The sequence below is a fragment of the Streptomyces sp. NBC_01116 genome (genome assembly GCF_041435495.1).
Lineage (GTDB): Bacteria > Actinomycetota > Actinomycetes > Streptomycetales > Streptomycetaceae > Streptomyces.
This window is the reverse complement of the sequence record NZ_CP108644.1, coordinates 4910214-4933282: the sequence shown is the minus strand read 5'-3', so window position 1 is coordinate 4933282 and position 23069 is coordinate 4910214. Positions and strand designations below refer to the sequence as shown.

General features: G+C 73.7%; 21 protein-coding genes. 9 read left to right on the top strand and 12 right to left on the bottom strand.

What is annotated here, in order from left to right; translation table 11 throughout:
* Positions 1–132 precede the first annotated feature (132 nt).
* Positions 133–369 carry a DUF6243 family protein gene (locus OG245_RS21635; protein WP_371625138.1) on the bottom strand — a complete coding sequence of 79 codons (237 nt, stop codon included), beginning with the start codon at positions 367–369 and terminating at the stop codon, positions 133–135.
* A gap of 205 nt (positions 370–574) precedes the next feature.
* Here OG245_RS21635 and OG245_RS21630 point away from each other — a divergent pair, with 205 nt between their 5' ends.
* The 4 genes from OG245_RS21630 to OG245_RS21615 all read left to right on the top strand — a co-directional run bounded on the left by OG245_RS21630 (position 575) and on the right by OG245_RS21615 (position 3646).
* On the top strand, positions 575–994 hold the full coding sequence (locus tag OG245_RS21630; RefSeq protein WP_371625137.1) for a GNAT family N-acetyltransferase: 420 nt from the start codon (positions 575–577) through the stop codon (positions 992–994).
* 119 nt (positions 995–1113) lie between these two features.
* Positions 1114–1701, top strand: coding sequence for a dihydrofolate reductase family protein (locus tag OG245_RS21625; RefSeq protein WP_371625136.1), 588 nt, complete (start codon positions 1114–1116; stop codon positions 1699–1701).
* Between the two features lie 47 nt (positions 1702–1748).
* Positions 1749–2132 carry a VOC family protein gene (locus OG245_RS21620; protein ID WP_371625135.1) on the top strand — a complete coding sequence of 128 codons (384 nt, stop codon included), beginning with the start codon at positions 1749–1751 and terminating at the stop codon, positions 2130–2132.
* Between the two features lie 221 nt (positions 2133–2353).
* The gene (locus OG245_RS21615) at positions 2354–3646 is read left to right on the top strand and encodes a serine hydrolase domain-containing protein (protein ID WP_371625134.1); all 1293 of its coding nucleotides are present in this window, start codon (positions 2354–2356) and stop codon (positions 3644–3646) included.
* A gap of 51 nt (positions 3647–3697) precedes the next feature.
* On the opposite strand, the gene OG245_RS21610 is transcribed toward OG245_RS21615, so the two are convergent.
* The 8 genes from OG245_RS21610 to OG245_RS21575 all read right to left on the bottom strand — a co-directional run bounded on the left by OG245_RS21610 (position 3698) and on the right by OG245_RS21575 (position 14227).
* Complete coding sequence (locus OG245_RS21610) at positions 3698–4306, bottom strand: TetR/AcrR family transcriptional regulator (protein WP_371625133.1); 609 nt, start codon at positions 4304–4306, stop codon at positions 3698–3700.
* Positions 4294–5028 (bottom strand): enoyl-CoA hydratase family protein, encoded by a 735-nt coding sequence (locus tag OG245_RS21605; protein ID WP_371625132.1) that lies wholly within the window; start codon positions 5026–5028, stop codon positions 4294–4296. The genes OG245_RS21610 and OG245_RS21605 overlap by 13 nt, the downstream gene beginning before the upstream one ends.
* A complete protein-coding gene (locus OG245_RS21600; RefSeq protein WP_371625131.1) occupies positions 5025–6626 on the bottom strand; it encodes a 4-coumarate--CoA ligase family protein in 1602 nt (533 codons plus the stop codon). The genes OG245_RS21605 and OG245_RS21600 overlap by 4 nt, the downstream gene beginning before the upstream one ends.
* Positions 6627–6867: 241 nt before the next feature.
* Positions 6868–8061 carry an acyl-CoA dehydrogenase family protein gene (locus OG245_RS21595; protein WP_371625130.1) on the bottom strand — a complete coding sequence of 398 codons (1194 nt, stop codon included), beginning with the start codon at positions 8059–8061 and terminating at the stop codon, positions 6868–6870.
* Positions 8058–10034, bottom strand: coding sequence for a biotin carboxylase N-terminal domain-containing protein (locus OG245_RS21590; RefSeq protein ID WP_371625129.1), 1977 nt, complete (start codon positions 10032–10034; stop codon positions 8058–8060). The genes OG245_RS21595 and OG245_RS21590 overlap by 4 nt, the downstream gene beginning before the upstream one ends.
* Positions 10035–10041: 7 nt before the next feature.
* Complete coding sequence (locus OG245_RS21585) at positions 10042–11640, bottom strand: acyl-CoA carboxylase subunit beta (protein WP_371625128.1); 1599 nt, start codon at positions 11638–11640, stop codon at positions 10042–10044.
* Positions 11637–13388 carry an acyclic terpene utilization AtuA family protein gene (locus OG245_RS21580; protein WP_371625127.1) on the bottom strand — a complete coding sequence of 584 codons (1752 nt, stop codon included), beginning with the start codon at positions 13386–13388 and terminating at the stop codon, positions 11637–11639. The genes OG245_RS21585 and OG245_RS21580 overlap by 4 nt, the downstream gene beginning before the upstream one ends.
* Complete coding sequence (locus OG245_RS21575) at positions 13385–14227, bottom strand: TIGR03084 family metal-binding protein (protein WP_371625126.1); 843 nt, start codon at positions 14225–14227, stop codon at positions 13385–13387. The genes OG245_RS21580 and OG245_RS21575 overlap by 4 nt, the downstream gene beginning before the upstream one ends.
* Before the next feature lie 228 nt (positions 14228–14455).
* Here OG245_RS21575 and OG245_RS21570 point away from each other — a divergent pair, with 228 nt between their 5' ends.
* Positions 14456–15169 (top strand): NUDIX domain-containing protein, encoded by a 714-nt coding sequence (locus OG245_RS21570; protein WP_371625125.1) that lies wholly within the window; start codon positions 14456–14458, stop codon positions 15167–15169.
* 117 nt (positions 15170–15286) lie between these two features.
* On the opposite strand, the gene OG245_RS21565 is transcribed toward OG245_RS21570, so the two are convergent.
* Positions 15287–15931, bottom strand: coding sequence for a TetR family transcriptional regulator (locus OG245_RS21565; RefSeq protein ID WP_371625124.1), 645 nt, complete (start codon positions 15929–15931; stop codon positions 15287–15289).
* A gap of 109 nt (positions 15932–16040) precedes the next feature.
* Between OG245_RS21565 and OG245_RS21560 the strand changes: the two genes are divergently transcribed.
* The 3 genes from OG245_RS21560 to OG245_RS21550 all read left to right on the top strand — a co-directional run bounded on the left by OG245_RS21560 (position 16041) and on the right by OG245_RS21550 (position 17766).
* Positions 16041–16997, top strand: coding sequence for an oxidoreductase (locus OG245_RS21560; RefSeq protein ID WP_371625123.1), 957 nt, complete (start codon positions 16041–16043; stop codon positions 16995–16997).
* 95 nt (positions 16998–17092) lie between these two features.
* Positions 17093–17335 (top strand): ribbon-helix-helix protein, CopG family, encoded by a 243-nt coding sequence (locus OG245_RS21555; protein WP_371625122.1) that lies wholly within the window; start codon positions 17093–17095, stop codon positions 17333–17335.
* The gene (locus OG245_RS21550; RefSeq protein ID WP_371625121.1) at positions 17332–17766 is read left to right on the top strand and encodes a type II toxin-antitoxin system VapC family toxin; all 435 of its coding nucleotides are present in this window, start codon (positions 17332–17334) and stop codon (positions 17764–17766) included. The genes OG245_RS21555 and OG245_RS21550 overlap by 4 nt, the downstream gene beginning before the upstream one ends.
* Positions 17767–17788: 22 nt before the next feature.
* Here the strand turns inward: OG245_RS21550 and OG245_RS21545 are convergent, their stop codons facing one another.
* Positions 17789–18781 (bottom strand): DMT family transporter, encoded by a 993-nt coding sequence (locus OG245_RS21545; protein WP_371625120.1) that lies wholly within the window; start codon positions 18779–18781, stop codon positions 17789–17791.
* 200 nt (positions 18782–18981) lie between these two features.
* Here OG245_RS21545 and OG245_RS21540 point away from each other — a divergent pair, with 200 nt between their 5' ends.
* Positions 18982–19872 (top strand): LysR family transcriptional regulator, encoded by an 891-nt coding sequence (locus tag OG245_RS21540; RefSeq protein WP_371625119.1) that lies wholly within the window; start codon positions 18982–18984, stop codon positions 19870–19872.
* Between the two features lie 18 nt (positions 19873–19890).
* Here OG245_RS21540 and OG245_RS21535 read toward each other — a convergent pair whose 3' ends face one another.
* Positions 19891–22779 (bottom strand): FAD-binding and (Fe-S)-binding domain-containing protein, encoded by a 2889-nt coding sequence (locus tag OG245_RS21535; protein WP_371625118.1) that lies wholly within the window; start codon positions 22777–22779, stop codon positions 19891–19893.
* Positions 22780–23069 lie beyond the last annotated feature (290 nt).

The following is a 23069-nucleotide window of genomic DNA, read 5'->3' as shown; positions in this document are numbered from 1 at the left end:
TCCGGTCGACTGCCTCGGATCAGCTGGCGCGCTCCGCGCGAGCACAAGCGCGGCCACCGCGGATCATCGGTCGGCGAGGACAGACGATCACACGGTGGCCGGGGAGGAATACGGGGATGCGGAGGCTCTGCGTCAGCTCTGCGCGGCGTCGTCGCCCGCCTGTGCGGTGTCGTCGCCCTGCTGCCCGGCACCCTCGGCCGTGCCGGTCTTCTCACGCATCTTGCGCACCAGCTCCGCCTTCTGGTCGGCCGCGCTCCGGCGGTCGAGGTTGCGGTGCGGGCCGTTGTTCTGCCGTTCGGCGCGGGACAGCTTCTTGCGCTGGCCGCCGCCCTGGCCCACGGGGTTGTTGATGTTCTTGCTCACGGTCACGGGCTCTCCCGGTAAGGGTGTGAAGTGATCTACGGATTCACCGGTGGGGGACGGGCGGCGACGTCGGCAGGACGTCAGCGGCGGCCCATCACGCGCTCACTCGTAAATCGGCGTCTGGAATGACGAAGACGTTACCCGGTTCCGCCGACCCCCGCACACCACCCTTTCCGGGTGGCGGCTGCCGGACTCACCTAGCATGTAATGCATGCAGATGAATGATGACCCTTACGAACTGTCCGTCGAGCTGCCTGCCGTCGAGACCTACCTGCGGCTACGACCTGCGGCGGGACTGAGTGCGATGCCCCCCGAGGCCGCGGCATTGGGCTTGCCGAACACCTGGCACGCGGTTCAGGTCCGCCACGGCGGTGAGCCGGTCGGTATGGGGCGGGTGATCGGCGACGGCGGTTGCTTCTTCCAGGTCGTCGACATCTGCGTCCTCCCCGAGCATCAGGGGCGCGGCCTCGGGAAGCGCATCATGGCCGAGCTGGTCGGCGAACTGGAGCGCCGGGCCCCGGCCGGCGCCTATGTCTCCCTCATCGCCGACGGCGACGCCCGGCATCTCTACAGGAAGTTCGGCTTCCGCGAGACCGCACCGGCCTCGGTGGGCATGCACCGCACGGTGTGAAGAAAGCGGTGACCCGCGCCGCCGTGACCGATGAGTCCCGCTCCCGCGTGCGGTCACCATCGATGCAACCAACCGCACAGGACAGCCTGCAGGACAACCGCACAGACAGGGAACAGCACATGGGTCAGCTGGTCGTGGTCAACTTCGTCTCCTTGGACGGTGTCATGCAGTCGGTCCTCTCGGCCGACGAGGACCGGGCCGGTGGGTTCGATCAGGGCGGCTGGGTGCTGCCGTACGTCGACGAGGTGGTCGAGCGGTTCATGAGCGAGGCCACGGCCGGTGCCGGCGCCCTCCTCCTGGGGCGCAGGACCTACGAGATCTTCGCCGCCACCTGGCCTTACGCCGACCTGAGCGACCCCGCTGTGGCCGCGATGAACGCGATGCCCAAGTACGTCGCATCCCGCACGCTCAAGGAGCTGGGCTGGGCGAACTCCGTCCTCCTCGGGGCCGATCCGGTGGAGGAGATCGGCCGGATCACGGCCGCGTCCGGGAGCGAGACGGTGGTGCTGGGCAGCGGAGAGCTGCTCGCGACCCTGATCGAGCACGATCTCGTCGACGAGTACCGGCTGCTCGTCTTCCCTCTCGTCCTGGGCGGTGGCAAGCGGCTCTTCGCCGACAGCGGGAGCCCTCGTCGCCTGGCGCTCACCGCCACGCGGGCGACACCGTCCGGCGTCCTCATCAACACCTACCGCCGCCCCGAGGAATGAGCGCAGGTCGGTGGCGTTCGGCGGCAGGATCAGGAAGGCTGGGGCGCATGGTTTCGGTGGTACAGAACATGGCGATCGACTGTGCGGATGCCTACGAGCTCGCACGGTTCTGGAGCGGTGTGACAGGTCGTCCGCTGCACCCGGAGGACAGGCCGGGTGTCCGGGAGGCTCAAGTGCTGCTGGCGGAGGGCCCGGTACTGCACTTCAATCAGGTGCCCGAGGCCAAGACGGTCAAGAACCGGCTCCATCTGTGCCTGCGCCCGGAGACCTCGCGCGATCAGGAGGTGGAGCGGCTGCTGGACCTCGGCGCCACGTTCGTCGCCGATCACCGGGAGCCCGATGGTGCGGGCTGGGCGATCCTCGCCGATCCCGAGGGCAACGAGTTCTGCGTCCTGCGGAGCGAGTCCGACCGGGCCGCCATGAATTCCTGACGCTCACGCCGCCCGGCACCGCTTGACGCCGCCTGACGCCGCCTGACGCCGTTCCCAACGGTCCACCGGCCCTACGGGCCCGTAGGCCCTGTGCCGCGCGGCTCCGAACGAGTGGACTTCGCAGGGCGCGGCCGGGATGCGGTACGGAGTCCGGAGGGCGGGTGGTGTCGTTGCCGTCGCTCCGCTCCCCTCCCTTCCCTCCCGGTCCGGAAGAGGCCCCCATGCGACGCTCCCCCACCCGACGTCTGTACGCCGCGATGCTGCTCGTGGCGTCCGTACTGGCCCCGATGGCCGTGGCCCCCGCCCCGGCGGCCCACGCCGCAGGCCTCGACCGGCACCATCAGCACCACGGGAACGACGGGCACGGCGGACACGACCGGCACGGTGAGGACGACTGTCCGCCCGGCGGCCTCGGTCCCGAGCTGACCGCCAAGCTGGACAGGGCCATCGAGGACGTCCGCGAGCAGGCCGGCATTCCCGGTGTGGTCGTCGGGCTGTGGATGCCGGGGAAGGGGAGTTACGTCCACGCGGGCGGCGTCGCCGACACGGTCACCCGTGAGCCGATGTCGGCCGACACCCGGATCCGGATCGGCAGTGAGACCAAGACGTTCACGGTCACCGCGCTCCTCCAACTCGTCGACGACAAGCTCGTCGAGCTGGACGACCCGATCTCCCGTTACGTCTCCGGCGTGCGCAACGGCGACCGGATCACGCTGCGCCAGCTCGCCGGGATGCGCAGCGGCCTGTTCCCGTACACCGCCGACGCGGACTTCGTGCACGACCTGCTGAGCGACCCGTACCGCTCGTTCACCCCGCGGGGCGTGCTCGCGTACGGCATGAAGCACAAGAACACCTTCGAGCCGGACGCGGAGTTCCAGTACTCCAACTCCAACCTCGTGCTGCTCGGCCTGGTGATCGAGAAGGTCACCGGTCAGAAGCTCCGCCAGGTCATCCACGAGCGGGTGCTCCGGCCCGCCCGCCTGCACGACACGCTCTTCCCGACCGGGGCCGAGTTCCCCGAGCCGCACGCCCGCGGCTACACCGACCAGACGCTGAGCGGCGCGACCGAGGACGCCACGGACTGGAATCCCTCCTGGGCGTGGGCGGCGGGCGCGATGATCTCCGATCTGCACGACCTGCGCCGCTGGGCCGAGGTCGTCGCCACCGGCGAACTGCTGAGCCCCGCGACCCAGGCGCAGCGGCTCAGGACCCGGCCGACCGGATTCCCCGGGCTCAGCTACGGCCTCGGCATCTTCGACGCCGACGGGTGGATCGGGCACAACGGTTCCCTGCCGGGGTACGAGACCGTGACCGTCTACCTGCCTTCGCAGAAGGCCACCATGGTCATCATGATCAACACGGACTCCCTCAGCGACGGTCAGGAGCCGTCCACCCTGCTCGCCCGCGCGGTCACGCGGATCGCCACCCCGGACAACGTCTACGACGGCAACGCCTCCCAGAGGCCGACCACCCCCGCCGCCTCGGCCGCTCCCGCCGCCCCGGCCACTTCCTGAGGCCACCCCGGCCACTCCCCGAGGCCGCCCCGCAGCCCCGTCCGGGGGCTCTCACCCCAGCCCCTCCTCCACCAGCGCCGCCCACTGCGCCACCACCCGCGCCCGCCGGGCGGTGTCGTCGGTGAGGAGGTTGGCGAGGCCGAGGCCGCGGGCCATGTCCAGGAGGCCCTGGACCGTCTCGCGGGCTCCGGGGCGGGATTCGTCGGCGCCCAGGAGTTCGACGGCGATCCGGTGGGTCTCGCGGCCCACCCGCGCCTCCAGTTCCGTCACGCGCGGGCGGAGCTGGGCCTCGTTGGAGGCGGCGACCCAGAGCTGGAGCGCGGCCCGGAACAGGGGGCCGGTGTAGAGGTCGACCAGGGCCGCGACCACCTCGGCGCGGCCCTGGCCGGGGAGCGCGCGCAGGGCGGCGGAGCGTTCCTCGGCGACGTACTCCACCGCCCCCGTGAACAGGTCCTCGCGGGTCGGGAAGTGGTGCTGGGCCGCGCCGCGCGAGACGCCGGCGCGCTCGGCGACGACGGCAACGGTGGAGCCCGCCCAGCCGTGTTCGGCCAGGCAGGCCACCGCCGCCTCCAGGAGCCGCTGCCGTGTCGCCCGGCTGCGGTCCTGCTTCGGCGCGTGAGCAGCCTTGGAAGGGGAGGAGGAGGTCGTCACCGCACCCATGCCGGGTCCCGTCGTTCGAGGAAGGCCGTCATCCCCTCCCTCGCCTCGTCGGAGGCGAACAACGCGGCGGATCGGGCGACGAGGTCTTCGGCGTACTGGTCGAAGCTCCTCAGCACCGTAGCCGTGACCAGCTCCTTCGATGCGGCCAGCCCCTGCGGTGAAGCCCGGCGCAGCCCGTCCAGGACGGGGACGAGTGCTTCGTCGACGTCCTCGGCGGCCACCGTGACCAGCGAGATCCTGGCCGCCTCGACCGCGTCGAAGTGCTCCCCGGTCAGGTAGTAGCGGTTCGCCGCCGTGCGGTCCAGGCGGGGGAGCAGGGTGAGGGAGATGACCGCCGGGGCCAGGCCGAGGCGGGACTCCGTCAGGGCGTACGTCGAGGCCGGGCCCGCCACCGCGATGTCGCACGCCGCCAGGAGGCCCAGGCCGCCCGCCCGGACATGGCCCGTCACCCGGGCCACGACCGGCTTCGGCAGCGCCACGATCTCCCGCATCAGGCCCACGAACGCCTCCGGGTCCGGCGGCGCCTTCAGGTCCGCCCCGGCGCAGAACGTCGTGCCGGTGTGGGTGAGCAGCACCGCCCGTACGGTGTCGTCCGCCGCGCACGCCGCCAGTGCCGCGCGGAGTTCGCCCACCAGGGAGGCGGAGAGCGCGTTGCGGTTCGCCGGGGAGTCCAGCGTCAGCGTCGTCACTCCCCGGTCCGCCGTCCGTCCGATCAGGGTCACTTCTCCTCCGGGGTTCGCGCGGGGTCCGTCTTCTGCCGGTCGCGCAGCTCGCGCCTCAGGATCTTGCCGGACGCCGCCCGGGGCACCGCCTCGACGAACTCGGCCTGCCGCACCTTCTTGTACGGGGAGACGCGCTCGGCGACGTACGCCATGACGGCGTCGGCGGTGAGGTCCCCCGCACCCGGGCCGCGGACCAGGAACGCCTTCGGGACCTCGTTGCCCTCCGCGTCGTACACCCCGATCACCGCCGCGTCCGCGAGGTGCTCGTGGGTCAGGAGGAGGGCCTCCAGCTCGGCGGGGGCCACCTGGTAGCCCTTGTACTTGATCAGCTCCTTGACCCGGTCGACGACGAACAGCCAGCCCTCCGCGTCCACCCGGCCGACGTCGCCGGTGTGCACCCAGCCGTCCGCGTCGATCATGTCGGCGGTGGCGTCGGGGCGGCCCAGGTAGCCCTTCATCACCTGGGGGCCGCGGATGAGGATCTCGCCGTCGCCCCCCGGCTCCGCGTCCTTCGCCGGGTCCTCCAGCGACACGATCCGCATCTCGGTGCCCGGCAGCAGCCTGCCGACCGTGCCCGGCGGCGGCTGCTCGACGGAGAGCGGCACCACGTGCGTCCCCGGCGACAGCTCCGTCATCCCGTACGCCTGCCTCACCGGCGGCAGCCCCAGGCGGGCCGAACAGGCGGCGGCCAGTTCGGCGTCGAGCGGGGCGGCGGCGCTGACGATGTACTGGAGCGAGGAGAGGTCGTACTCCCCCACCAGCGGGTGCTTCGCCAGGGCCAGCACGATCGGCGGGGCCACGTACAGGCCGGTGATCCGGTGCGTCTGGATGGCCTCCAGGAACTGCGCCAGGTCGAAGCGCGGCAGCACGACGACGGTGGAGCCGCAGCGCAGCGGGACGTTCATGAGGGCGGTGAGGCCGTAGATGTGGAAGAAGGGGAGGACGGCAAGGATGCGGTCGCCCTCGCCCATCGGGATGAACGGTCTCAGCTGCTCCAGGTTGGTCGCGATCGAACGGTGCGTGAGCATCACGCCCTTGGGCGTGCCCGTCGTGCCGGAGCTGTACGGCAGTGCCGCGACGTCCTCGGCGGGGTCGAAGGCGACCTCCGGCTCGGGGGCGGTGGAGGACAGCATGTCCAGCACGGAGGTGTGGCCCTCCGCCTGGTCGCAGACGTAGATCTGCCGTACGCCGCCGGTCAGTTCGGCCGCCCGGCGGGCGGTCGCCAGGAGCGGGGAGACGGTGACGATCCACTGCGCGCCGCTGTCGGCGAGCTGTTTGGCGAACTCCTCGGGCGTGGCGAGCGGGTGGACCGTGGTGACGGAGGCCCCGGCGCGGGTGGCCCCGTGGAAGACCGCCGGGTAGGCGATGGTGTTCGGGCTGTGGAGCGCGAGGACGTCGCCCTTGCGGAGACCGGCCTCGGCGAGCGCGGCGGCGATGCGCCGGTGGAAGCCGTCGAGCTGGGCGTAGGTGAGGGAGGCGCCGTTCGTCCCGTCGATCAGGGCGACGGTGTCACCGAACCCGGCGGCCCCGCCGAGGACGGCTTCGTGGATGGGCGTGTCGAGGGCCGGTACGTCTGCGTACTCGCTGCGGAACACCATGGCGGTCCCCTGTCGTCGCGGATGCCCGCGCCGCCCGGGTGGCGGCGCGGGACGCCGTGCGGGTGTGGAGGGTCAGAATCACCCCTGTGGGGGAGGGATGGGGAGGGGTCGGACGCGGTTCTCTCCGGCCGGGGCGGACCGGGCGAAGCCGGCCGGGGCGGACCGGGCGAAGCCGGCCGGGGCGGGGCGGGCGAAGCCGGCCGGGGCGGGGCGGGCGAAGCCGGCCGGGGCGGGGCGGGGCTCAGTACGACTTCGGCAGGCCCAGCGTCTGGTGCGAGACGTAGTTCAGGATCATCTCCCGGCTGACCGGGGCGATCCGGGCCACCCGCGACGCGGTGATCAGGGACGCGAGGCCGTACTCGCGGGTCAGTCCGTTGCCGCCGAGGGTGTGCACGGCCTGGTCGACCGCCTTCACGCACGCCTCGCCCGCCGCGTACTTCGCCATGTTCGCCGCCTCGCCCGCCCCGACGTCGTCGCCGTCGTCGTACAGCCGGGCCGCCTTCTGCATCATCAGGCGGGACAGCTCCAGGTCGATGTGGGCGGCGGCGAGCGGGTGCGCGATGGCCTGGTGGGAGCCGATCGGGGCCTTCCACACCTGCCGGGTCCTGGCGTACTCGACGGCCTTGGAGAGCGCGAAGCGGCCCATGCCGATGCCGAACGCGGCCGTCATGATCCGTTCGGGGTTGAGTCCCGCGAAGAGCTGGAGGAGGCCCGCGTCCTCGTCGCCGACCAGGGCGTCGGGCGGGAGCCGTACGTCGTCGAGGACCAGCTCGAACTGCTTCTCGGGGGCGTGGAGTTCCATGTCGATCCGATTCCGGCCGAAACCCTCGGCGTCGCGCGGGACGATGAACAGGCAGGGCTTCAGCTTCCCGGAGCGGGCGTCCTCGGTGCGGCCGACGATCAGCGTCGCGTCGGCTATGTCGACGCCGGAGACGAAGACCTTGCGGCCGGTGAGCAGCCAGTCGGCGTCCGGGCCCGTGCCGTCGCGGCGGGCGGTGGTGGTGATGCGGTGGGAGTTGGAGCCGGCGTCGGGCTCGGTGATGCCGAAGGCCATGGTGAGGCTGCCGTCCGCGAGGCCCGGCAGCCACGTCCGCTTCTGTTCGTCCGTGCCGAAGCGGGCGATGACCGTGCCGCAGATCGCGGGCGACACGATCATCATGAGGAGGGGCGATCCCGCCGCACCCAGCTCTTCCAGGACGATGGAGAGTTCGGCCATGCCGCCGCCCCCGCCGCCGTACTCCTCGGGGAGGTTCACGCCGAGGTAGCCGAGCTTGGCGGCCTCCGCCCACAGCTCGTCGGTGTGGCTGCCCTCGCGGATGACGGTGGTCATGTAGTCGCGCCCGTACCGCTTGCCGAGGGCGGCGACGGCGGCGCGCAGGGCCTGGTGCTCTTCGGTTTCGAGGACGGTGCCGACGGCGGTGCGGGCGGTGCTCATGCGGTCTCCTCCGGTACGGGGATGGCGGCCGGGTCCTCCTGGACCACGGCGAGCAGCGCGCCGACCTCGACCTGGTGGCCGGGGACGGCGTGCAGGGCGGTGAGGGTGCCTGAGGCGGGGGCGAGGATGCGGTGCTCCATCTTCATCGCCTCCAGCCAGATCAGCGGCTGCCCGGCCTCGACCGGGACCCCGGTGACCAGGCCCTCCGCGAGGCGGACGACGGTCCCGGGCATCGGGGCGAGCAGGGAGCCCGGCTCGGTGTGGGTGGCGGGGTCGGTGAAGCGGGGCAGGGCGGTGAAGGCGTACGAGGCGTCGGCCGTGTCCACGTACACCCGGTCGCGGTCGGCCGTGACCGTGAAGTGCCGTGCCACACCGCCCGCTTCGAGGGTGACCCGGCCCGGGGTGACGGCGAGGACCCGGAGGCCCGGGGCGTCGTGCGGTTCCGGGACGCCGGTGCGCGGAGTGCGGTAGGCGACCTCGTACGCGATCCCGTCGGGCTCGCTCCGGTAGCGCCGCCGCTGCGGTCCCGATGCCACGTTGCGCCAGGCCCCGAAGCGGGTGGGGGCGGGGCCGCCGGGGGCGGTGGTGTTGCGGACGGCTGCCGCCAGGGCCGCGGCGAGGGCGGCCGTCGCCGGGTCCCGGCCGGGGGCCGGGGCGGTCAGGTCGTCCAGGTGCCGGTCGTAGAACCCGGTGTCCAGGCGCGCCGCCGCGAAGTCCGGGTGGCGCAGCGACGTCACGAGCAGGTCGCGGTTGGTCACCGGGCCGTGGATCCGGGCCCGCTCCAGCGCGCGGGCCAGCAGCCGGACCGCTCCGGCGCGGGTCGGGGCGTGGGCGATCACCTTGGCGAGCATCGGGTCGTAGTGCACGCCGATGGTGTCGCCGCCGGTGTACCCGGTGTCCAGGCGCAGGCCCGGCGCGTCCGGCACGTCCAGGGTGCGGAGGACCCCGGTCTGCGGCTGCCAGTCGCGGGCGGGGTCCTCGGCGTAGAGCCGGGCCTCCACCGCGTGGCCCGACGGCGACGGAGGGGCCGGCTCCAGCGGCTCGCCCTCCGCCACGCGCAGTTGCAGGGCGACCAGGTCGAGCCCGAACACGGCCTCGGTCACCGGGTGTTCGACCTGGAGGCGGGTGTTCATCTCCAGGAAGTACGGGCGGCCCCGGGCGGAGACCAGGAACTCCACGGTGCCCGCGCCCCGGTAGCCGACCGTCCGGGCCGCCGCCACCGCCGCTTCGTGGAGCCGGGTGCGCAGGGCGTCGTCCAGGGCGGGTGCGGGGGCCTCCTCGATGACCTTCTGGTGGCGGCGCTGGAGCGAGCAGTCCCGGGTGCCGAGCGCCCACACGGTGCCGTGCTCGTCGGCCATCACCTGGACCTCGACGTGCCGGCCGCGCTCCACGTACGGCTCGGCGAAGACCTCGCCGTCCCCGAAGGCGGACGCGGCCTCGGCGGCGGCGGCCAGCAGCTCGCCGGGAAGGGCGTCGAGCTCGCGGACGATCCGCATGCCGCGTCCGCCGCCGCCGGACGCCGCCTTCAGCAGCAGCGGCAGATCGCCGGGGCCCGCCGTCGCCGGGTCCACCGGGGCGAGCAACGGGACCCCGGCTCCGGCCATCAGCTCCTTGGCCCGGGTCTTGGACGCCATCAGTTCGATGGCCTTCACCGGCGGGCCCACCCACACCAGGCCCGCGTCCTGCACGGCGGCGGCGAAGGCGGCGTTCTCGGAGAGGAAGCCGTACCCGGGGTGCACGGCGTCCGCCCCGGCGGCCAGCGCGGCGGCCACGACGAGATCGCCGCGCAGATAGGTGTCGGCGGGGGCGGCGCCCGGAAGGCGCACCGCGAGGTCCGCCTCCCGTACGTGCAGGGCGTCGGCGTCCGCGTCGGAGTGCACGGCGACCGTGGTGATGCCCAGGTCACGGCAGGTGCGGAAGATCCGGCAGGCGATCTCGCCCCGGTTGGCGACGAGCAGGGTACCGATGGTCATCTGGGCCTCACATCCGGAAGACGCCGAAGCCGCCGCGGGCGCCCTCGACCGGTGCGGTGTGGATCGCGGACAGGCACATGCCGAGGACGGTCCGGGTGTCGCGCGGATCGATGACCCCGTCGTCGTACAGCCGCCCGGACAGGAACACGGGCAGCGACTCCGCCTCGATCTGCTGCTCCACCATCGCCCGCAGCCCGGCGTCGGCCTCGTCGTCGTAGGGCTGCCCCTTGGCGGCGGCGGAGGCGCGGGCGACGATGGACAGGACCCCGGCGAGCTGCTGCGGCCCCATGACGGCGGACTTGCTGCTCGGCCAGGCGAAGAGGAAGCGCGGATCGAAGGCGCGGCCGCACATGCCGTAGTGGCCCGCCCCGTAGGACGCCCCCATCAGGACCGACAGGTGCGGGACCTTCGAGTTGGCGACGGCGTTGATCATCATCGCCCCGTGCTTGATGATGCCGCCCTGCTCGTACTCCTTGCCGACCATGTAGCCGGTGGTGTTGTGGAGGAAGAGCAGCGGGATGTCGCGCTGGTTGGCGAGCTGGATGAACTGGGCGGCCTTCTGCGACTCCTCGCTGAAGAGAACACCCTGCGCGTTGGCGAGGATCCCGACCGGATAGCCGTGCAGCCGCGCCCAGCCGGTGACCAGGCTCGTCCCGTACAGCGGCTTGAACGCGTCGAAGTCCGATCCGTCGACCAGGCGGGCGATGACCTCGCGCGGGTCGAACGGCGCCTTCAGGTCGCCCGGCACGATGCCGAGCAGCTCGTCCTCGTCGTACTTCGGCGGCTCGGCGGGTCCCGGATCGGCGTGCGCCTTGCGCCAGTTGAGACGGGCGACGATCTGCCGGGCCTGGCGGACCGCGTCCTGCTCGTCGACGGCGAAGTGGTCGGCGAGCCCGGAGGTGCGGGCGTGCATCTCGGCGCCGCCGAGGGACTCGTCGTCGCTCTCCTCGCCGGTCGCCATCTTCACCAGGGGCGGTCCGCCGAGGAAGACCTTGGACCGGTCCTTGATCATCACGGTGTGGTCGGACATGCCGGGCACGTACGCGCCTCCGGCGGTGGAGTTGCCGAACACCACGGCCACGGTGGGGATTCCGGCGGCGGAGAGCCGGGTGAGGTCCCGGAAGAGGGCCCCGCCCGGGATGAAGATCTCCTTCTGGGACGGCAGGTCGGCCCCGCCCGACTCCACCAGGCTGATGACGGGGAGCCGGTTGGCGAAGGCGATCTCGTTGGCGCGCAGCGCCTTCTTCAGCGTCCACGGGTTCGAGGCCCCGCCGCGTACGGTCGGGTCGTTGGCGGTGATGAGGCACTCGACGCCCTCCACCACCCCGATACCGGTGACGAGCGAGGCCCCGACCGCGTAATCGCTGCCCCAGGCGGCCAGCGGCGACAGCTCCAGGAACGGGGTGTCGGGGTCGACGAGCAGCTCGATCCGCTCCCGCGCCGGGAGCTTGCCGCGCCCCCGGTGCCGGGCGACGTACTTCTCGCCGCCGCCCGCGAGCGCCTTGGCGTGCTCGGCCTCCAGCTCGGCGAGCTTCGCCACCATGGCGGCCCGATGGGCCTCGTATTCCGGGCTGTCGGTGTCGAGCCCGGTGGGCAGGACGGTCATGCGGTCACCTCCGGGAGGGGGACGCCTTCCAGCAGCGGTACGGGGACGGGCAGCGACCGGGACCGCAGCCACTCCCCCAGCGCCTTGGCCTGTGGATCGAACCGGGCCCGGGCGGCGACACCCTCGCCCAGCAGGCCGTGCACGGTGAAGTTCAGGGCGCGGAGGCCCGGCAGCACATGGCGTACGACGGTCAGGCCGGCCGTCTCCGGCAGGAGTTCCTTGAACCGCTCCACGGTCAGCTCGTGCGCCAGCCACCGCCAGGCGTCGTCGTCGCGCACCCAGACGCCCACATTGGCGTCACCGCCCTTGTCCCCGCTGCGGGCGCCCGCGACCAGTCCGAGAGGTACGCGGCGGGTGGGTGCGGCGGCCGGGTAGGGCTCGGGCAGCGGCGGCTCGTCCAGTACGGACAACTCCTGCGTGCGGGAAGGCGGTTCCTGCACCTCTCTGCGGCCGTCCGGGAGTACGGCGGTGTGCTCGACGTCCGCCGCCGGTACGGGCCTGGCCTCGAACACCCCGTAGGGCGCGCCCTTTCCGGGCGGGGCGGTGACGTGGAAGCCCGGGTAGCTGCCGAGGGCCAGCTCCACGGCCGCGCCGGAGACGGCCCGGCCGACCGCGTCGGCCTCCCGGTCGCGGACGACGAGCCGCAGCAGCGCGCTGGCCCGCTCCTCGGTGTCGGCGTCGGCGTGGTCGGTCCGGGCCAGCTCCCAGCGCACCTCGGCGGGCCCGCGCCCGCCGGCCCGCTCCAGGGCGTCGGCGAACTGGTCCTTCACCAGGTCCGCCTTGGCCTCGACGTCCAGGCCGGTGAGGACGAACACGACCTCGTTGCGCCAGCCGCCGAGCCGGGTGAGCCCGGCCTTGAGGGTGGGTGGCGGGGCCTCGCCGCGTACGCCGTCGATCCGGACCCGGTCCGGGCCGTCCGGGGTCAGCCGCACGGTGTCGAGGCGGGCGGTGACGTCGGGGCCCGCGTACCGGGCTCCGCCGGTCTCGTAGAGGAGTTGGGCGGTGACGGTGCCGACGTCGACGACACCGCCCGTCCCGTCGTGCTTGGTGATCACCGAGGAGCCGTCGGCGTGGATCTCGGCGAGCGGGAAGCCGGGGCGGCGGAGGAGGCGGGCGTCGTGCTCGCCGAAGAACGCGTAGTTCCCGCCGGTCGCCTGCGTACCGCACTCCAGGACGTGCCCGGCGACCACGGCCCCCGCGAGCGCGTCCAGGTCGTCCGGGCCCCAGCCGAAGTGGGCGGCGGCGGGCCCGGTGACCAGGGCCGCGTCGGTGACCCGGCCGGTGACGACGACCTCGGCCCCGGCCCGCAGGCAGGCGGCGATCCCGGAGCCGCCGAGGTAGGCGTTGGCGGTGAGGAAGCCGTCCGGGACGGGCAGGCCGTCGCCCTCGACGTGGGCGACGGTGACGGGCACGCCGACCTTCTCCGCCAACTGCCTTACGGCGTCGGCCAGTCCCGCCGGGTTGAGGCCGCCCGCGTTGGCGACGATCCTCACGCCGCGCTCGTGGGCGAGGCCGAGCCCTTCCTCCAACTGACGCAGGAAGGTGGTGGCGTAGCCCTGGTCGGGGTCCTTGAGGCGGCTGCGGCCGAGGATGAGCATGGTCAGCTCGGCGAGGTAGTCCCCGGTGACGACGTCGAGGGGGCCGCCGGTGAGCATCTCGCGCAGCGCGTCGAAGCGGTCGCCGTAGAAGCCGGAGGCGTTGCCGATCCGGAGGGGGCCGGGGGCGGGGGCGGGGCCGGGGGCGTTCACCGGCGGTCGCCCTGTTCCGCGCGCTCCGGGCGGGGCGGGCGGGGCGCGCGCTCCGGGCGGGGCGGGCGGCCCGGTCCGGGAGGTCCGGCGAAGGCCTGGGCGATGGAGAGCCACTGGTCGGCGTCGTGCCCCTCGGCGGTGACCGCGAGGTCGGACCGGTGGGCGCGCTGGGTGACCAGGAGGCAGAAGTCGAGGAGCGGCCCGGTGACCCGCTGGGCGGCGCTCTCCGGCCCGTACGCGATCATCTCGCCGTCCGGGGTGTGGAGTTCGACGCGGAACTCCTCCTCGGGCGCGGTGATCCCGCGTACCGCGTAGGCGTAGTCCCGGGCCCGTACGCCGATCCGCGCCACATGCCGGAGCCGGGCGGTGGGGGCCCGGGTCGCCCCGAGGGCGTCGGCGATGTCCTGGCCGTGCGCCCAGGTCTCCATGAGCCGGGCGGTCGCCATGGACGCGATGCTCATCGGAGGCCCGTACCAGGGGATCCGGGTGCCGGCCGGTGCGTCCCCGAGGACCTGGTCGAGCCGCTGCCGCCCCTCCCGCCACCGGGCGAGCAGGGCGTCCGGGGCATGGGCGGCGACCAGGGCGTCGGCCGCCTCGTCGACGAAGGACTCGGGCGCGGCCAGGGCTCTGGCCACCTCGTCGCCGAACCGGTCCGGATCGGTGGCCGCCAGCAGCGCGACCTCGTCGGTCCAGCCGAGGTGGGCGATCTGGTGGGCGACGGTCCACCGCTCGGCGGGCGTCGGACAGCGCCAGGCCAGGGGTTCCAACCCTCCTACCAGGGCGTCGAGTTCGTCGCTCTCCTCGCGCAGATCGTTGATCACGGCTACGACAGCGGACACGTGCGCTCCCCTCGGGACCGGGTGTGGTGCCCAGGAGCATGGCAGCGGGCCGGGAAACAATCAAGCACGCTTGCATGATTTTCCGCCGCCCTCCGCCGCCCTCACCCTCCTCCTGCCGTCCCCCTGGCCGGCTGCCGGCGCTCCCTGCCGCTCGCCCGCGAGGTCCGGTCCCGCCCGGACGGGATATTCCGGCAGCCGTCGGCCGTGGTGCGCTGTTAGCCTCCGTCGATGACTGCCCAACCCCGTGCGGTGACCGTCCGGTTCGACTCCGACAAGCTGGTCCTGGAGCCCCGGTACGACGCCGGGGGCCTGCACTACGCCTTCCCCGACGGGCACCCCGGCGATCCCGGTGCGCCGCGCGCCACACTGTCCCTGGCGGAGGCCCTGCACGCACGCATCCGGCCGGTCGGGACGGCGGAGAGGGTGCTGCGCGCCTGGGCGGAGGGCGCGCCCCCGCGGGGCCCGGTGGGCCTGGAGGATCCTGCGGCCGTGCCGCCGGTACGGGTACGGGCCGGAGCGATCGTCATCCGGGACGGGGCCATGCTGCTGATCCGCTTCGAGGAGGACGGCGCGCCGTACTACGAGATCCCGGGCGGCGGGGTCGAGGCGGGCGAGACCCCGGAGGCGGCCGCCGTGCGCGAGCTCGACGAGGAGACCGGCCTGGCCGGGACCGCGGGGCCCGAGGTGGCACGCGTCTGGAAGGGCGGACGCCGCGAGCACTACTTCACCGTGTCCGCGACGGGCGAGGTCGGCCCTCCGGAGACACTGGACACCTACGGCGGCACCCCGGTCTGGATACCGGTGGAACGCCTGCCCGTCACCCCTCTCTGGCCCCGGCGGCTGTCCTGGCGCATCGAGCACTGGCACCGGACGGGATGGCCCGGGCGCCCGGCCGAGCTGGCCGACTCCATCACCGAGCTGGGCCTGCCGTGCGCCTGGTGAAGCGCTCGCGTACCCGGCTGGGCCTGCCGTGCGCCCGGTGAAGCGCTCACGCACCGGGCTCAGCCTGCCGTGCGCCCGGTGAAACGCTCGCGCTGAGCCTGTCCGGCGCGCGGGCCGCTACCGGGAAGTGCCGGGCGGCCCGGCCGCGTCCAGGGCCGGGGCGAGGAAGGCGAAGGCCCGGTCGGTGAGCGCGGCGGGGTCCTCGGCTCCGTCGCTGTCGCTCCAGCGCCGCAGTACGGTGTCGAACGCCGCGAGTGCGGCCCCGGCGGCGAGGCGCGGGGAGAGGTCCGCCTCCGGGTCGAGCCCGAGGCGGTGGGCCACCTCCTCGGCGAGGTCGTCGCGCCACTGGGCCTGGTGCTCCAGGAAGCGGGCGCGCAGGGCGGGCGTGCGCAGGATCAGCTGGACGACCCGGAGGGCCCGGCCGGAGTGCTCGGCACCGTCGGCGCAGGCCGCCATGGCGATCCAGACGGCGTGGCGCAGGGCCGCCGAAGGGGACTCGGCCGCGGGGCGGGCGGCCAGTTCGGCGCGCATGCCCGTGCCCATGTCGGCCAGGAACTGGACCACCACGTCCTCCTTGGACGCGAAGTAGCGGAAGAACGTCCGCTTGGACACCCCGGCGGCGGCGGCGATCGCGTCGACCGTGACCGCGTCGAACCCCTCCCGCGCCATCAACTGGAGTGCGGATTCGGTCAGTTCGTCCGTGACGAGCTGTCGTTTGCGCTGGGCCATGGTCACTGCGGGGCGGATGCTCACGCCCACCATCGTAACGTCATGCCATCCTCGACACTCAGTAGCTTTCCTGACACTCAGCATCTCTTCAACACTCAGTATCTCCTTGACACCGAGTGTCACCCACGGCAACGTATGCCGCATGACGACTCAGGACGGGAAGCAGAGGAAGCCGCGCTGGACCGCCGGGCAGATCCCCGACCAGACCGGCCGGGTGTCCGTGGTCACCGGGGCCGGCAGTGGTCTCGGCCTGGCGACCGCCCGGGCCCTCGCCCACCGGGGCGGCCATGTGGTCCTCGCCGTGCGCGACGAGGAGAAGGGGCGCCGGGCCGCCGCCGCCATCACCGCCGACGCGCCGGGGGCCTCGCTGGAGGTGCGCCGCCTGGACCTGGCCGACCTCGATTCCGTACGGGCGTTCTCCGACGCCCTGCACACCGACCACGCGCGGCTCGACGCGCTGGTCAACAACGCCGGGGTGATGGCACCGCCCCGCTCGGCCAGCGCGCAGGGGCACGAGCTCCAGTTCGCCTGCAACCACCTCGGCCACTTCGCGCTCACCGGGCTGCTGCTCGACCTGCTGGCGGCCGGGGGGCGGGACCCGCGCGTCGTCACGGTGACCTCGGTCAACCACCGCAAGGCACGCCTGGACCTCGACGACCTGAACGGCGAACGCGGCTACGGACCGATGGCCTTCTACGACCGGTCGAAGCTCGCCAACGCCGTCTTCGGGCACGAGCTGCACCGTCGGCTGACCGCGTCCGGCAGCCCGGTCCGGAGCCTGCTGGCACACCCGGGCTACACCGCCACCGGCCTCCAGACGAGCGGTCCGACCGGCCTGGTGAAGCTGCTGTTCGGCCACGTCCTGCGGCCCCTCGCCCAACACCCCGGCGCGGGCGCGCTTCCGCAGCTGTACGCGGCGACCGCCCCGGAAGCTCGGGGCGGCGACCTCATCGGCCCGGACGGCCCCGGGGAACTGCGCGGCCGGCCGACCCGGGTGCCCCTCGCCCCGGCGGCCGTCGACGCCCCGACCGGGCGGCGGCTGTGGGAGGTGTCGGAGGAGCTGACCGATGTCCGCTTCCCGCTCCCGGCGGCCGGGTGACGAGGGCTTCCCGACCGGTCCGGGGCCGACCCCGCTCTACCACCCCCCGCTCTACCACCCTGCCCTACGTAGGGCAGGGTGGTAGAGTCGGCAGCATGATAAAGACGACCGTGTACCTTCCCGAAGAACTGGAAGTGCGACTGGACGCCGAGTCCTCCGCGACCGGCGTCAGCAAGGCCGAGCTCATCCGGCGGAGCATCGCCCTGCTGCTGGACAGCGCGGAGCGGCCGAAGCGCACCCGAGAGCTGCCCGTCTTCGACAGCGGGCGCCCCCTCACGCCTGACGAGATGGACGACTCGGTGTACGAGCACATCAAGGAACGGACCGCACGTCGTTGATCATCGTCGCCGACACCTCAGCCCTCTACGCCGCTTTCGACGCCGCGCAGGCGGAGCACCCGGAGGCGGCCAGGATCCTGGAGAACGAGCGGCTCGCCATCTCCCCCCTGGTCGTCACCGAGCTGGACCACCTGGTCCATCGCGACCTGGGATACCCAGCGGCCATGCAGGTGATGGAGGCGTTGAATTCCCGTATGGACGACGGGCAGTACCGCCTCGCCGAACTCAGGCTCGCGGACCTGCGTACCGCCCAGGAAGTCCGTCAGAAGTACGAAGGTCTGCGGCTCGACCTGGCCGACGCGGTCGGAGTGGTCCTCGCCGACCGGTACCGGACCGACCGCATCTTCACCTTGGACCAGCGCGACTTCCGGGCCATGTCACCCCTGACCCCCGGGCTGGACGCCTTCCGGATCCTGCCCGCCGACGGATGAGGTCCGGCCGCCCCGGTGCGGCTCACCCCTCGCGGCGCGGGCCCGTCCGGCTGCGCACCGCGCCGACGCTGGCCCCGATGACCAGGGCGATGGCGAGGGCGTCCGTGGTGGAGAGGGCCTGGTCCAGGATCAGGAAGCCCGCGCCGGCGGCGATGGCCGGCTCCAGGCTCATCATCACGGCGAACGTGGGCGCGGGCAGCCGGCGCAGCGCCATCAGCTCCAGGGTGTACGGAAGGACCGAGCTGAGGAGGGCCACCGCCGCGCCGAGCGCCACCGTGGACGGGACCGTGAGCTTCGCGCCGGACTCGATGATGCCCAGCGGCAGCGAGAGGACGGCGGCGACCACCATCGCCAGCGCCAGCCCGTCCGCCTGCGGGAAGCGGCGGCCGGTGCGGGCGCTGAACACGATGTACGCCGCCCACATCGCCCCGGCCCCCAGGGCGTACGCCGCGCCGACCGGGTCGAGGCGGTCGAAGCCGCCGCCGCCCAGCAGGACGACGCCGACGAGGGCGAGGCCCGCCCACACGAGGTTGATCAGGCGGCGCGAGGCGAACACCGAGAGGGCGAGCGGGCCGAGCACCTCCAGGGTGACGGCGATACCGAGCGGAATCCGGTCCAGCGCCTGGTAGAAGAGCGTGTTCATGCCGCCCATCGCGACGCCGAAGGCGAGCACCGTGCCCCAGTCGGCGCGCGAGTGGCCGCGCAGCTTCGGACGGCAGATCACCAGCAGGATCAGCGCGGCGGCCGCCAGCCGCAGGGTGACCACGCCCAGCGCGCCCGCCTTCGGCATCAGGAGCGCCGCGACGGCCGAGCCGAACTGGACGGAGAGGCCGCCGGCGACCACCAGCACGATCGGCGTCAGCGCCGCCCGGCGCTCGGCCCCGGTCCGCCCGGCGGGCGCGCCCGCGCCTCCCCCGAGGTCCGCTCCCGCCCCGGCGCCTTCGAGTGCCGTCACCGCTTCGGGTACGGCGACGGCTGCGGCGGCCGGTTCGGCGGCGCTGCGCTGGTCGTTCACGGGGGACCTTCCGAGGGAACGGGGACGAGGCGGGAGGCGAGGAGAGAAGACGGGAGGAGACGGGGGAGATACCTCAGTGCACTGTAATGGACTGGACGGTACTACAGAGCAGACTGCCCCGTCGACGACGTTCCTTTCACCGTAAGGACCCCCGCGCGTTCCGTGAAATGCCGGTCAAGCTCCCGTTATGCTCCCGACGCATGAGCGAAGCGCCCTCCACCGGCCGCCCCGTGGAACTCCGGCACCTGCGGGCCTTCCTCGCGGTCGCCGAGGAGTCGAACATCACGCGGGCCGCCGCCCGCCTCCGGCTGACCCAGCCCGCCGTGTCCCGCACCCTCGCGGCGCTGGAACGGCACCTGGGGGTCCGTCTCGTCGACCGTTCCACCCACCACCTCGCCCTGACCCCCGACGGCGTCGCCTTCCGCGACAAGGCCGCCGCCGCGGTCACCGCCTTCGACGAGGCCCTCGACTCCGGGCGGCTGCGCACCTGGCCGCTGCGGCTCGGGCACGCCTGGTCCGCGTTCGGGCCGTACACCACGCCGCTGCTGCGGGCCTGGCAGGAACGCCACCCGGGGACCCCGCTGGAGCTGCTCCGGATCGACGACCGCACCGCCGGCCTGACCCGCGGCGAGGTCGACGCGGCGCTGCTGCGGGGGCCCGTGGACGCGCCGGGGCTCGTCGCCGAGGTGCTGTTCACCGAGGTCCGGGTGGCAGCGGTGACCGCGGACGGGCCGCTGGCGGGGCGGGCCTCGCTCGCCCTCGCCGATCTCGCGGAAGGGCCCGTCGTCCTGAACACCGTCTCCGGCACCACCACGGCCGACCTCTGGCCGCCGCACGCCCGCCCGGCCGCCACCCTCACCGTCGGGAACACCGACGACTGGCTCACCGCCATCGCCGCCGGCCGCGGCAGCGGGGTGTCCACCGCCTCGACCGCCGCCCTGCACCCGCACACGGGGGTCGCCTACGTCCCGCTCGACGACGCCCCGGGCGTCCCGGTCCTCCTCGCGCGCCGCGACGCCCCCGGCCACCCGGCGCTGCCGGAGCTGGCCGCGCTGGCCCGGGAGATCGTCGCGCGGGGCCCGACGCGCTGAGCCCCGGGCCCGGCCGTCCTACCCGTCGTCCTCCCGCCCCTCCTCCGCGGCGGTGGCGGAGTCCCCCGCGGCGGCCTCCGCGGCGGCTTCCTCGATGGCCTCCGCGACGACCTCCGCGAGGTGCCGGGCCCGCCGCCCGGCCAGCTGGTCGAGCTGCGTACGGCAGGAGAAGCCGTCCGCGAGCAGCTCCGTACCGGGTTCCGCTTCCCGTACGGCGGGGAGCAGGCGCTCCTCCGCGCAGGCGACGGACACCTCCCAGTGGCCCTTCTCGAAGCCGAAGTTGCCTGCGAGCCCGCAGCAGCCGCCGCTGAGTTCGCCGGTCAGGCCCATCCGTTCGCGCAGCCCGCGTTCCGCCGCGTCGCCGAGGACCGCGTGCTGGTGGCAGTGCGTCTGGCCGGCGGCCGGGCGGTCCAGGCGGGGCGGGGTCCAGTCGGGGGCGTACTCCTCCAGGTACTGCGCGAACGTCCGCACGGCCGAGGCCAGTTCGGCGGCGCGCGGGTCGTCGGGGAGGAGTTCGGGCAGATCGGTGCGGAGCGTCGCGGCGCAGCTCGGTTCGAGGACGACGAGCGGCCGGCCCGGCGGGAGGTCGAGGCGGTCCAGGGTGCGGCGCATCACGCGGCGGGCCGCGTCGAGCTGGCCCGTCGATACGTACGTGAGGCCGCAGCACAGGCCGGGGACGGGCGGCGGCACGGTGCGCCCCGTCGCCTCCTCCAGGACCCGGACCGCCGCCCGGCCCACCTGCGGGGAGAGGTGCTCGGTGAAGGTGTCCGCCCAGATCTCCACCACCCGGTCCGACGAGAGGGTCCGGGTCCCCTTCCCCCGGCGGCGGAGCAGCCACCGGCTGTACGTCTCCGGCGCGAGCACCGGGATCGTGCGCTCGGGCGCGATCCCGGCCAGCCGTTTCACGAGCGCGGCCGGCGGGCGCAGCCGGGCCAGCGCGTTCAGCGGCCGGGCGAAGGGCGCGGCCAGGCGGAGCCAGCGCGGGAGGCGGCCCAGGGCGTAGTGGGCGGCGGGGCGGAGACGGCCCCGGTAGTGGTGGTGCAGGAACTCCGCCTTGTACGTGGCCATGTCGACGCCCACCGGGCAGTCGCTGCGGCAGCCCTTGCAGGAGAGGCACAGGTCGAGCGCGTCCCGGACCTCCTCGCTGCGCCAGCCGTCCGTGATGACCTCGCCCGCGAGCATCTCGTGGAGCAGCCGGGCCCGGCCCCGGGTCGAATGGGCCTCCTCGCCGGTCGCCCGGAAGGACGGGCACATGACGCCCGCGCCGCTCGCCTCCGTCGTACGGCACTTGGCGACGCCGACGCAGCGGCGGACCGCGCCCGCGAAGTCGCCGCCGTCCTGCGGGTAGCCGAACTCCACGTCGACCGGGCGTTCAGGGAGGACGGCGAAGCGGAGGTTCGCGTCGAGGGGCGCCGGGCGGGCGAGGATCCCCGGGTTCAGGCCGCCGTCCGGGTCCCACAGGTCCTTGTAGCGGTGGAAGAGGGCGACGAGTTCGTCCCCGTACATCCGGGGCAGCAGTTCCGCGCGCGCCTGGCCGTCGCCGTGCTCGCCGCTGAGGGAGCCGCCGTGCGCGACGACGAGGGAGGCCGTCTCCTCGGAGAAGCGGCGGAAGCGGGCCACCCCGGCGTCGGTCAGCAGGTCGAAGTCGACGCGGACGTGGACGCAGCCGTCGCCGAAGTGGCCGTACGGGGCGCCGCGCAGGCCGTGTTCGGCGAGGAGGGCCCGGAAGTCGCGGAGGTACGCGCCGAGCCGGGCGGGCGGCACCGCGCAGTCCTCCCAGCCGGGCCAGGCCTCGGCTCCGTCGGGCATCCGGGTCGCGGTTCCGGCGGCGTCCTCGCGGATCCGCCACAGGGCCCGCTGCCCGGCCGGGTCCGTGACGACCGCCCCGTCCACCGCGTCGGCGCCCCGCAGGACGCGTTCGGCGTGCGCCCTCGCCTCGGCCGGGGTGTCGCCGCCGGTCTCGACGAACAGCCAGGCGGCCCCGCGCGGCAGCCCGGCGGACCGGGTGACGAGGTCGGCGGCCATGCCCTCGACGGTGAGCGGGCGGTACGGGAGGAGGCCCGGGGCGGCGTCGGCGGCGGCGGACTCGTCGGCGTAGCCGAGGACGGCCAGGGCGCGGGCGCGCGGGGCCTCGACCAGGCGCACGGTGGCCTCGGTGACGACGCCGAGGGTGCCCTCGCTGCCGCAGAACGCCCGGACCGGGTCGGGGCCGCCGGGGTGTTCGGGGAGCAGGGCGTCGAGCGCGTACCCGGAGATGCGGCGCGGGAGCGCGGGGTAGCCGGTACGGAGGAGGGCCACGTGGGCGGCGATCAGGGACGGGACGCCCTCGGGCCCCTCGCCGCTCCCCTGTTCGAGGTGCAGGCGCTCGCCGCCGTAGCGGACCACCGACAGCTTCGCCACGTTGTCCGCCGTCGTGCCCCAGGCCACCGAGTGCGCGCCGCAGGAGTTGTTGCCGATCATCCCGCCGAGGGTGCAGCGGCTGTGGGTGGAGGGGTCGGGGCCGAAGGTCAGGCCGTGGGGTGCGGCGGCGGCCCGCAGGTCGTCCAGGATCACGCCGGGCTGGACGACGGCGGTGCGGGCGGCGGGGTCCAGGTCGAGGATCGTGCGCAGATGGCGGGTCAGGTCGAGGACGAGTCCGGTGCCGGTGGCCTGTCCGGCGATGGACGTGCCGCCGCCGCGCGCCACCACCGGCACCCCGTGCTCCCGGCAGACGGCCAGGGCGGCGGCGATGTCGTCGGCGTCGCGCGGGGCGAGCACACCGAGCGGGACCCGGCGGTAGTTGGAGGCGTCCATCGTCGTCAGCGCCCGTGCGGCGGCCCCGAAGTCGCTCGCGCCGCGTACGGAGGAGCGGAGCGCCGCGACGAAAGCCGGGGGCATGTCGGTATGCGGTCGATGCTGTTCGGCCATGGTCTCAGCATGCCGTCGCGTCAGGTGAACTCTTGGGATGCGCCAGGATCAAAGCACGTAAGCAGTACAAAAAAGCCCACAAGATCTTCCCAAACAGACCGTCAAGTCTCCTATAGTGACCAAGACTTGCGCAGGAATTGGCAGCTCCAGTTGTGCAGGATCGCCCGTACCCGTGCCGAACTGTCCTGAATTCGACTGGCTGATTTCACCCGGTTCGCGCCACTTGAACCGCCCCGCACCACCGCGCACCACCTCGCACCACCTCGCTCCGTCCCGCACCGCCTCATACC

Excerpts from the sequence above, each read along its gene's own strand:
- OG245_RS21630 (WP_371625137.1), top strand. The coding sequence starts at position 575 with ATGCAGATGAATGATGACCCTTACGAACTGTCCGTCGAGCTGCCTGCC.
- OG245_RS21625 (WP_371625136.1), top strand. The coding sequence starts at position 1,114 with ATGGGTCAGCTGGTCGTGGTCAACTTCGTCTCCTTGGACGGTGTCATG.
- OG245_RS21620 (WP_371625135.1), top strand. The coding sequence starts at position 1,749 with ATGGTTTCGGTGGTACAGAACATGGCGATCGACTGTGCGGATGCCTAC.
- OG245_RS21615 (WP_371625134.1), top strand. The coding sequence starts at position 2,354 with ATGCGACGCTCCCCCACCCGACGTCTGTACGCCGCGATGCTGCTCGTG.
- OG245_RS21610 (WP_371625133.1), bottom strand. The coding sequence starts at position 4,306 with ATGGGTGCGGTGACGACCTCCTCCTCCCCTTCCAAGGCTGCTCACGCG.
- OG245_RS21600 (WP_371625131.1), bottom strand. The coding sequence starts at position 6,626 with ATGGTGTTCCGCAGCGAGTACGCAGACGTACCGGCCCTCGACACGCCC.
- OG245_RS21595 (WP_371625130.1), bottom strand. The coding sequence starts at position 8,061 with ATGAGCACCGCCCGCACCGCCGTCGGCACCGTCCTCGAAACCGAAGAG.
- OG245_RS21590 (WP_371625129.1), bottom strand. The coding sequence starts at position 10,034 with ATGACCATCGGTACCCTGCTCGTCGCCAACCGGGGCGAGATCGCCTGC.
- OG245_RS21585 (WP_371625128.1), bottom strand. The coding sequence starts at position 11,640 with ATGACCGTCCTGCCCACCGGGCTCGACACCGACAGCCCGGAATACGAG.
- OG245_RS21570 (WP_371625125.1), top strand. The coding sequence starts at position 14,456 with ATGACTGCCCAACCCCGTGCGGTGACCGTCCGGTTCGACTCCGACAAG.
- OG245_RS21565 (WP_371625124.1), bottom strand. The coding sequence starts at position 15,931 with ATGGTGGGCGTGAGCATCCGCCCCGCAGTGACCATGGCCCAGCGCAAA.
- OG245_RS21560 (WP_371625123.1), top strand. The coding sequence starts at position 16,041 with ATGACGACTCAGGACGGGAAGCAGAGGAAGCCGCGCTGGACCGCCGGG.
- OG245_RS21555 (WP_371625122.1), top strand. The coding sequence starts at position 17,093 with ATGATAAAGACGACCGTGTACCTTCCCGAAGAACTGGAAGTGCGACTG.
- OG245_RS21540 (WP_371625119.1), top strand. The coding sequence starts at position 18,982 with ATGAGCGAAGCGCCCTCCACCGGCCGCCCCGTGGAACTCCGGCACCTG.
- OG245_RS21535 (WP_371625118.1), bottom strand. The coding sequence starts at position 22,779 with ATGGCCGAACAGCATCGACCGCATACCGACATGCCCCCGGCTTTCGTC.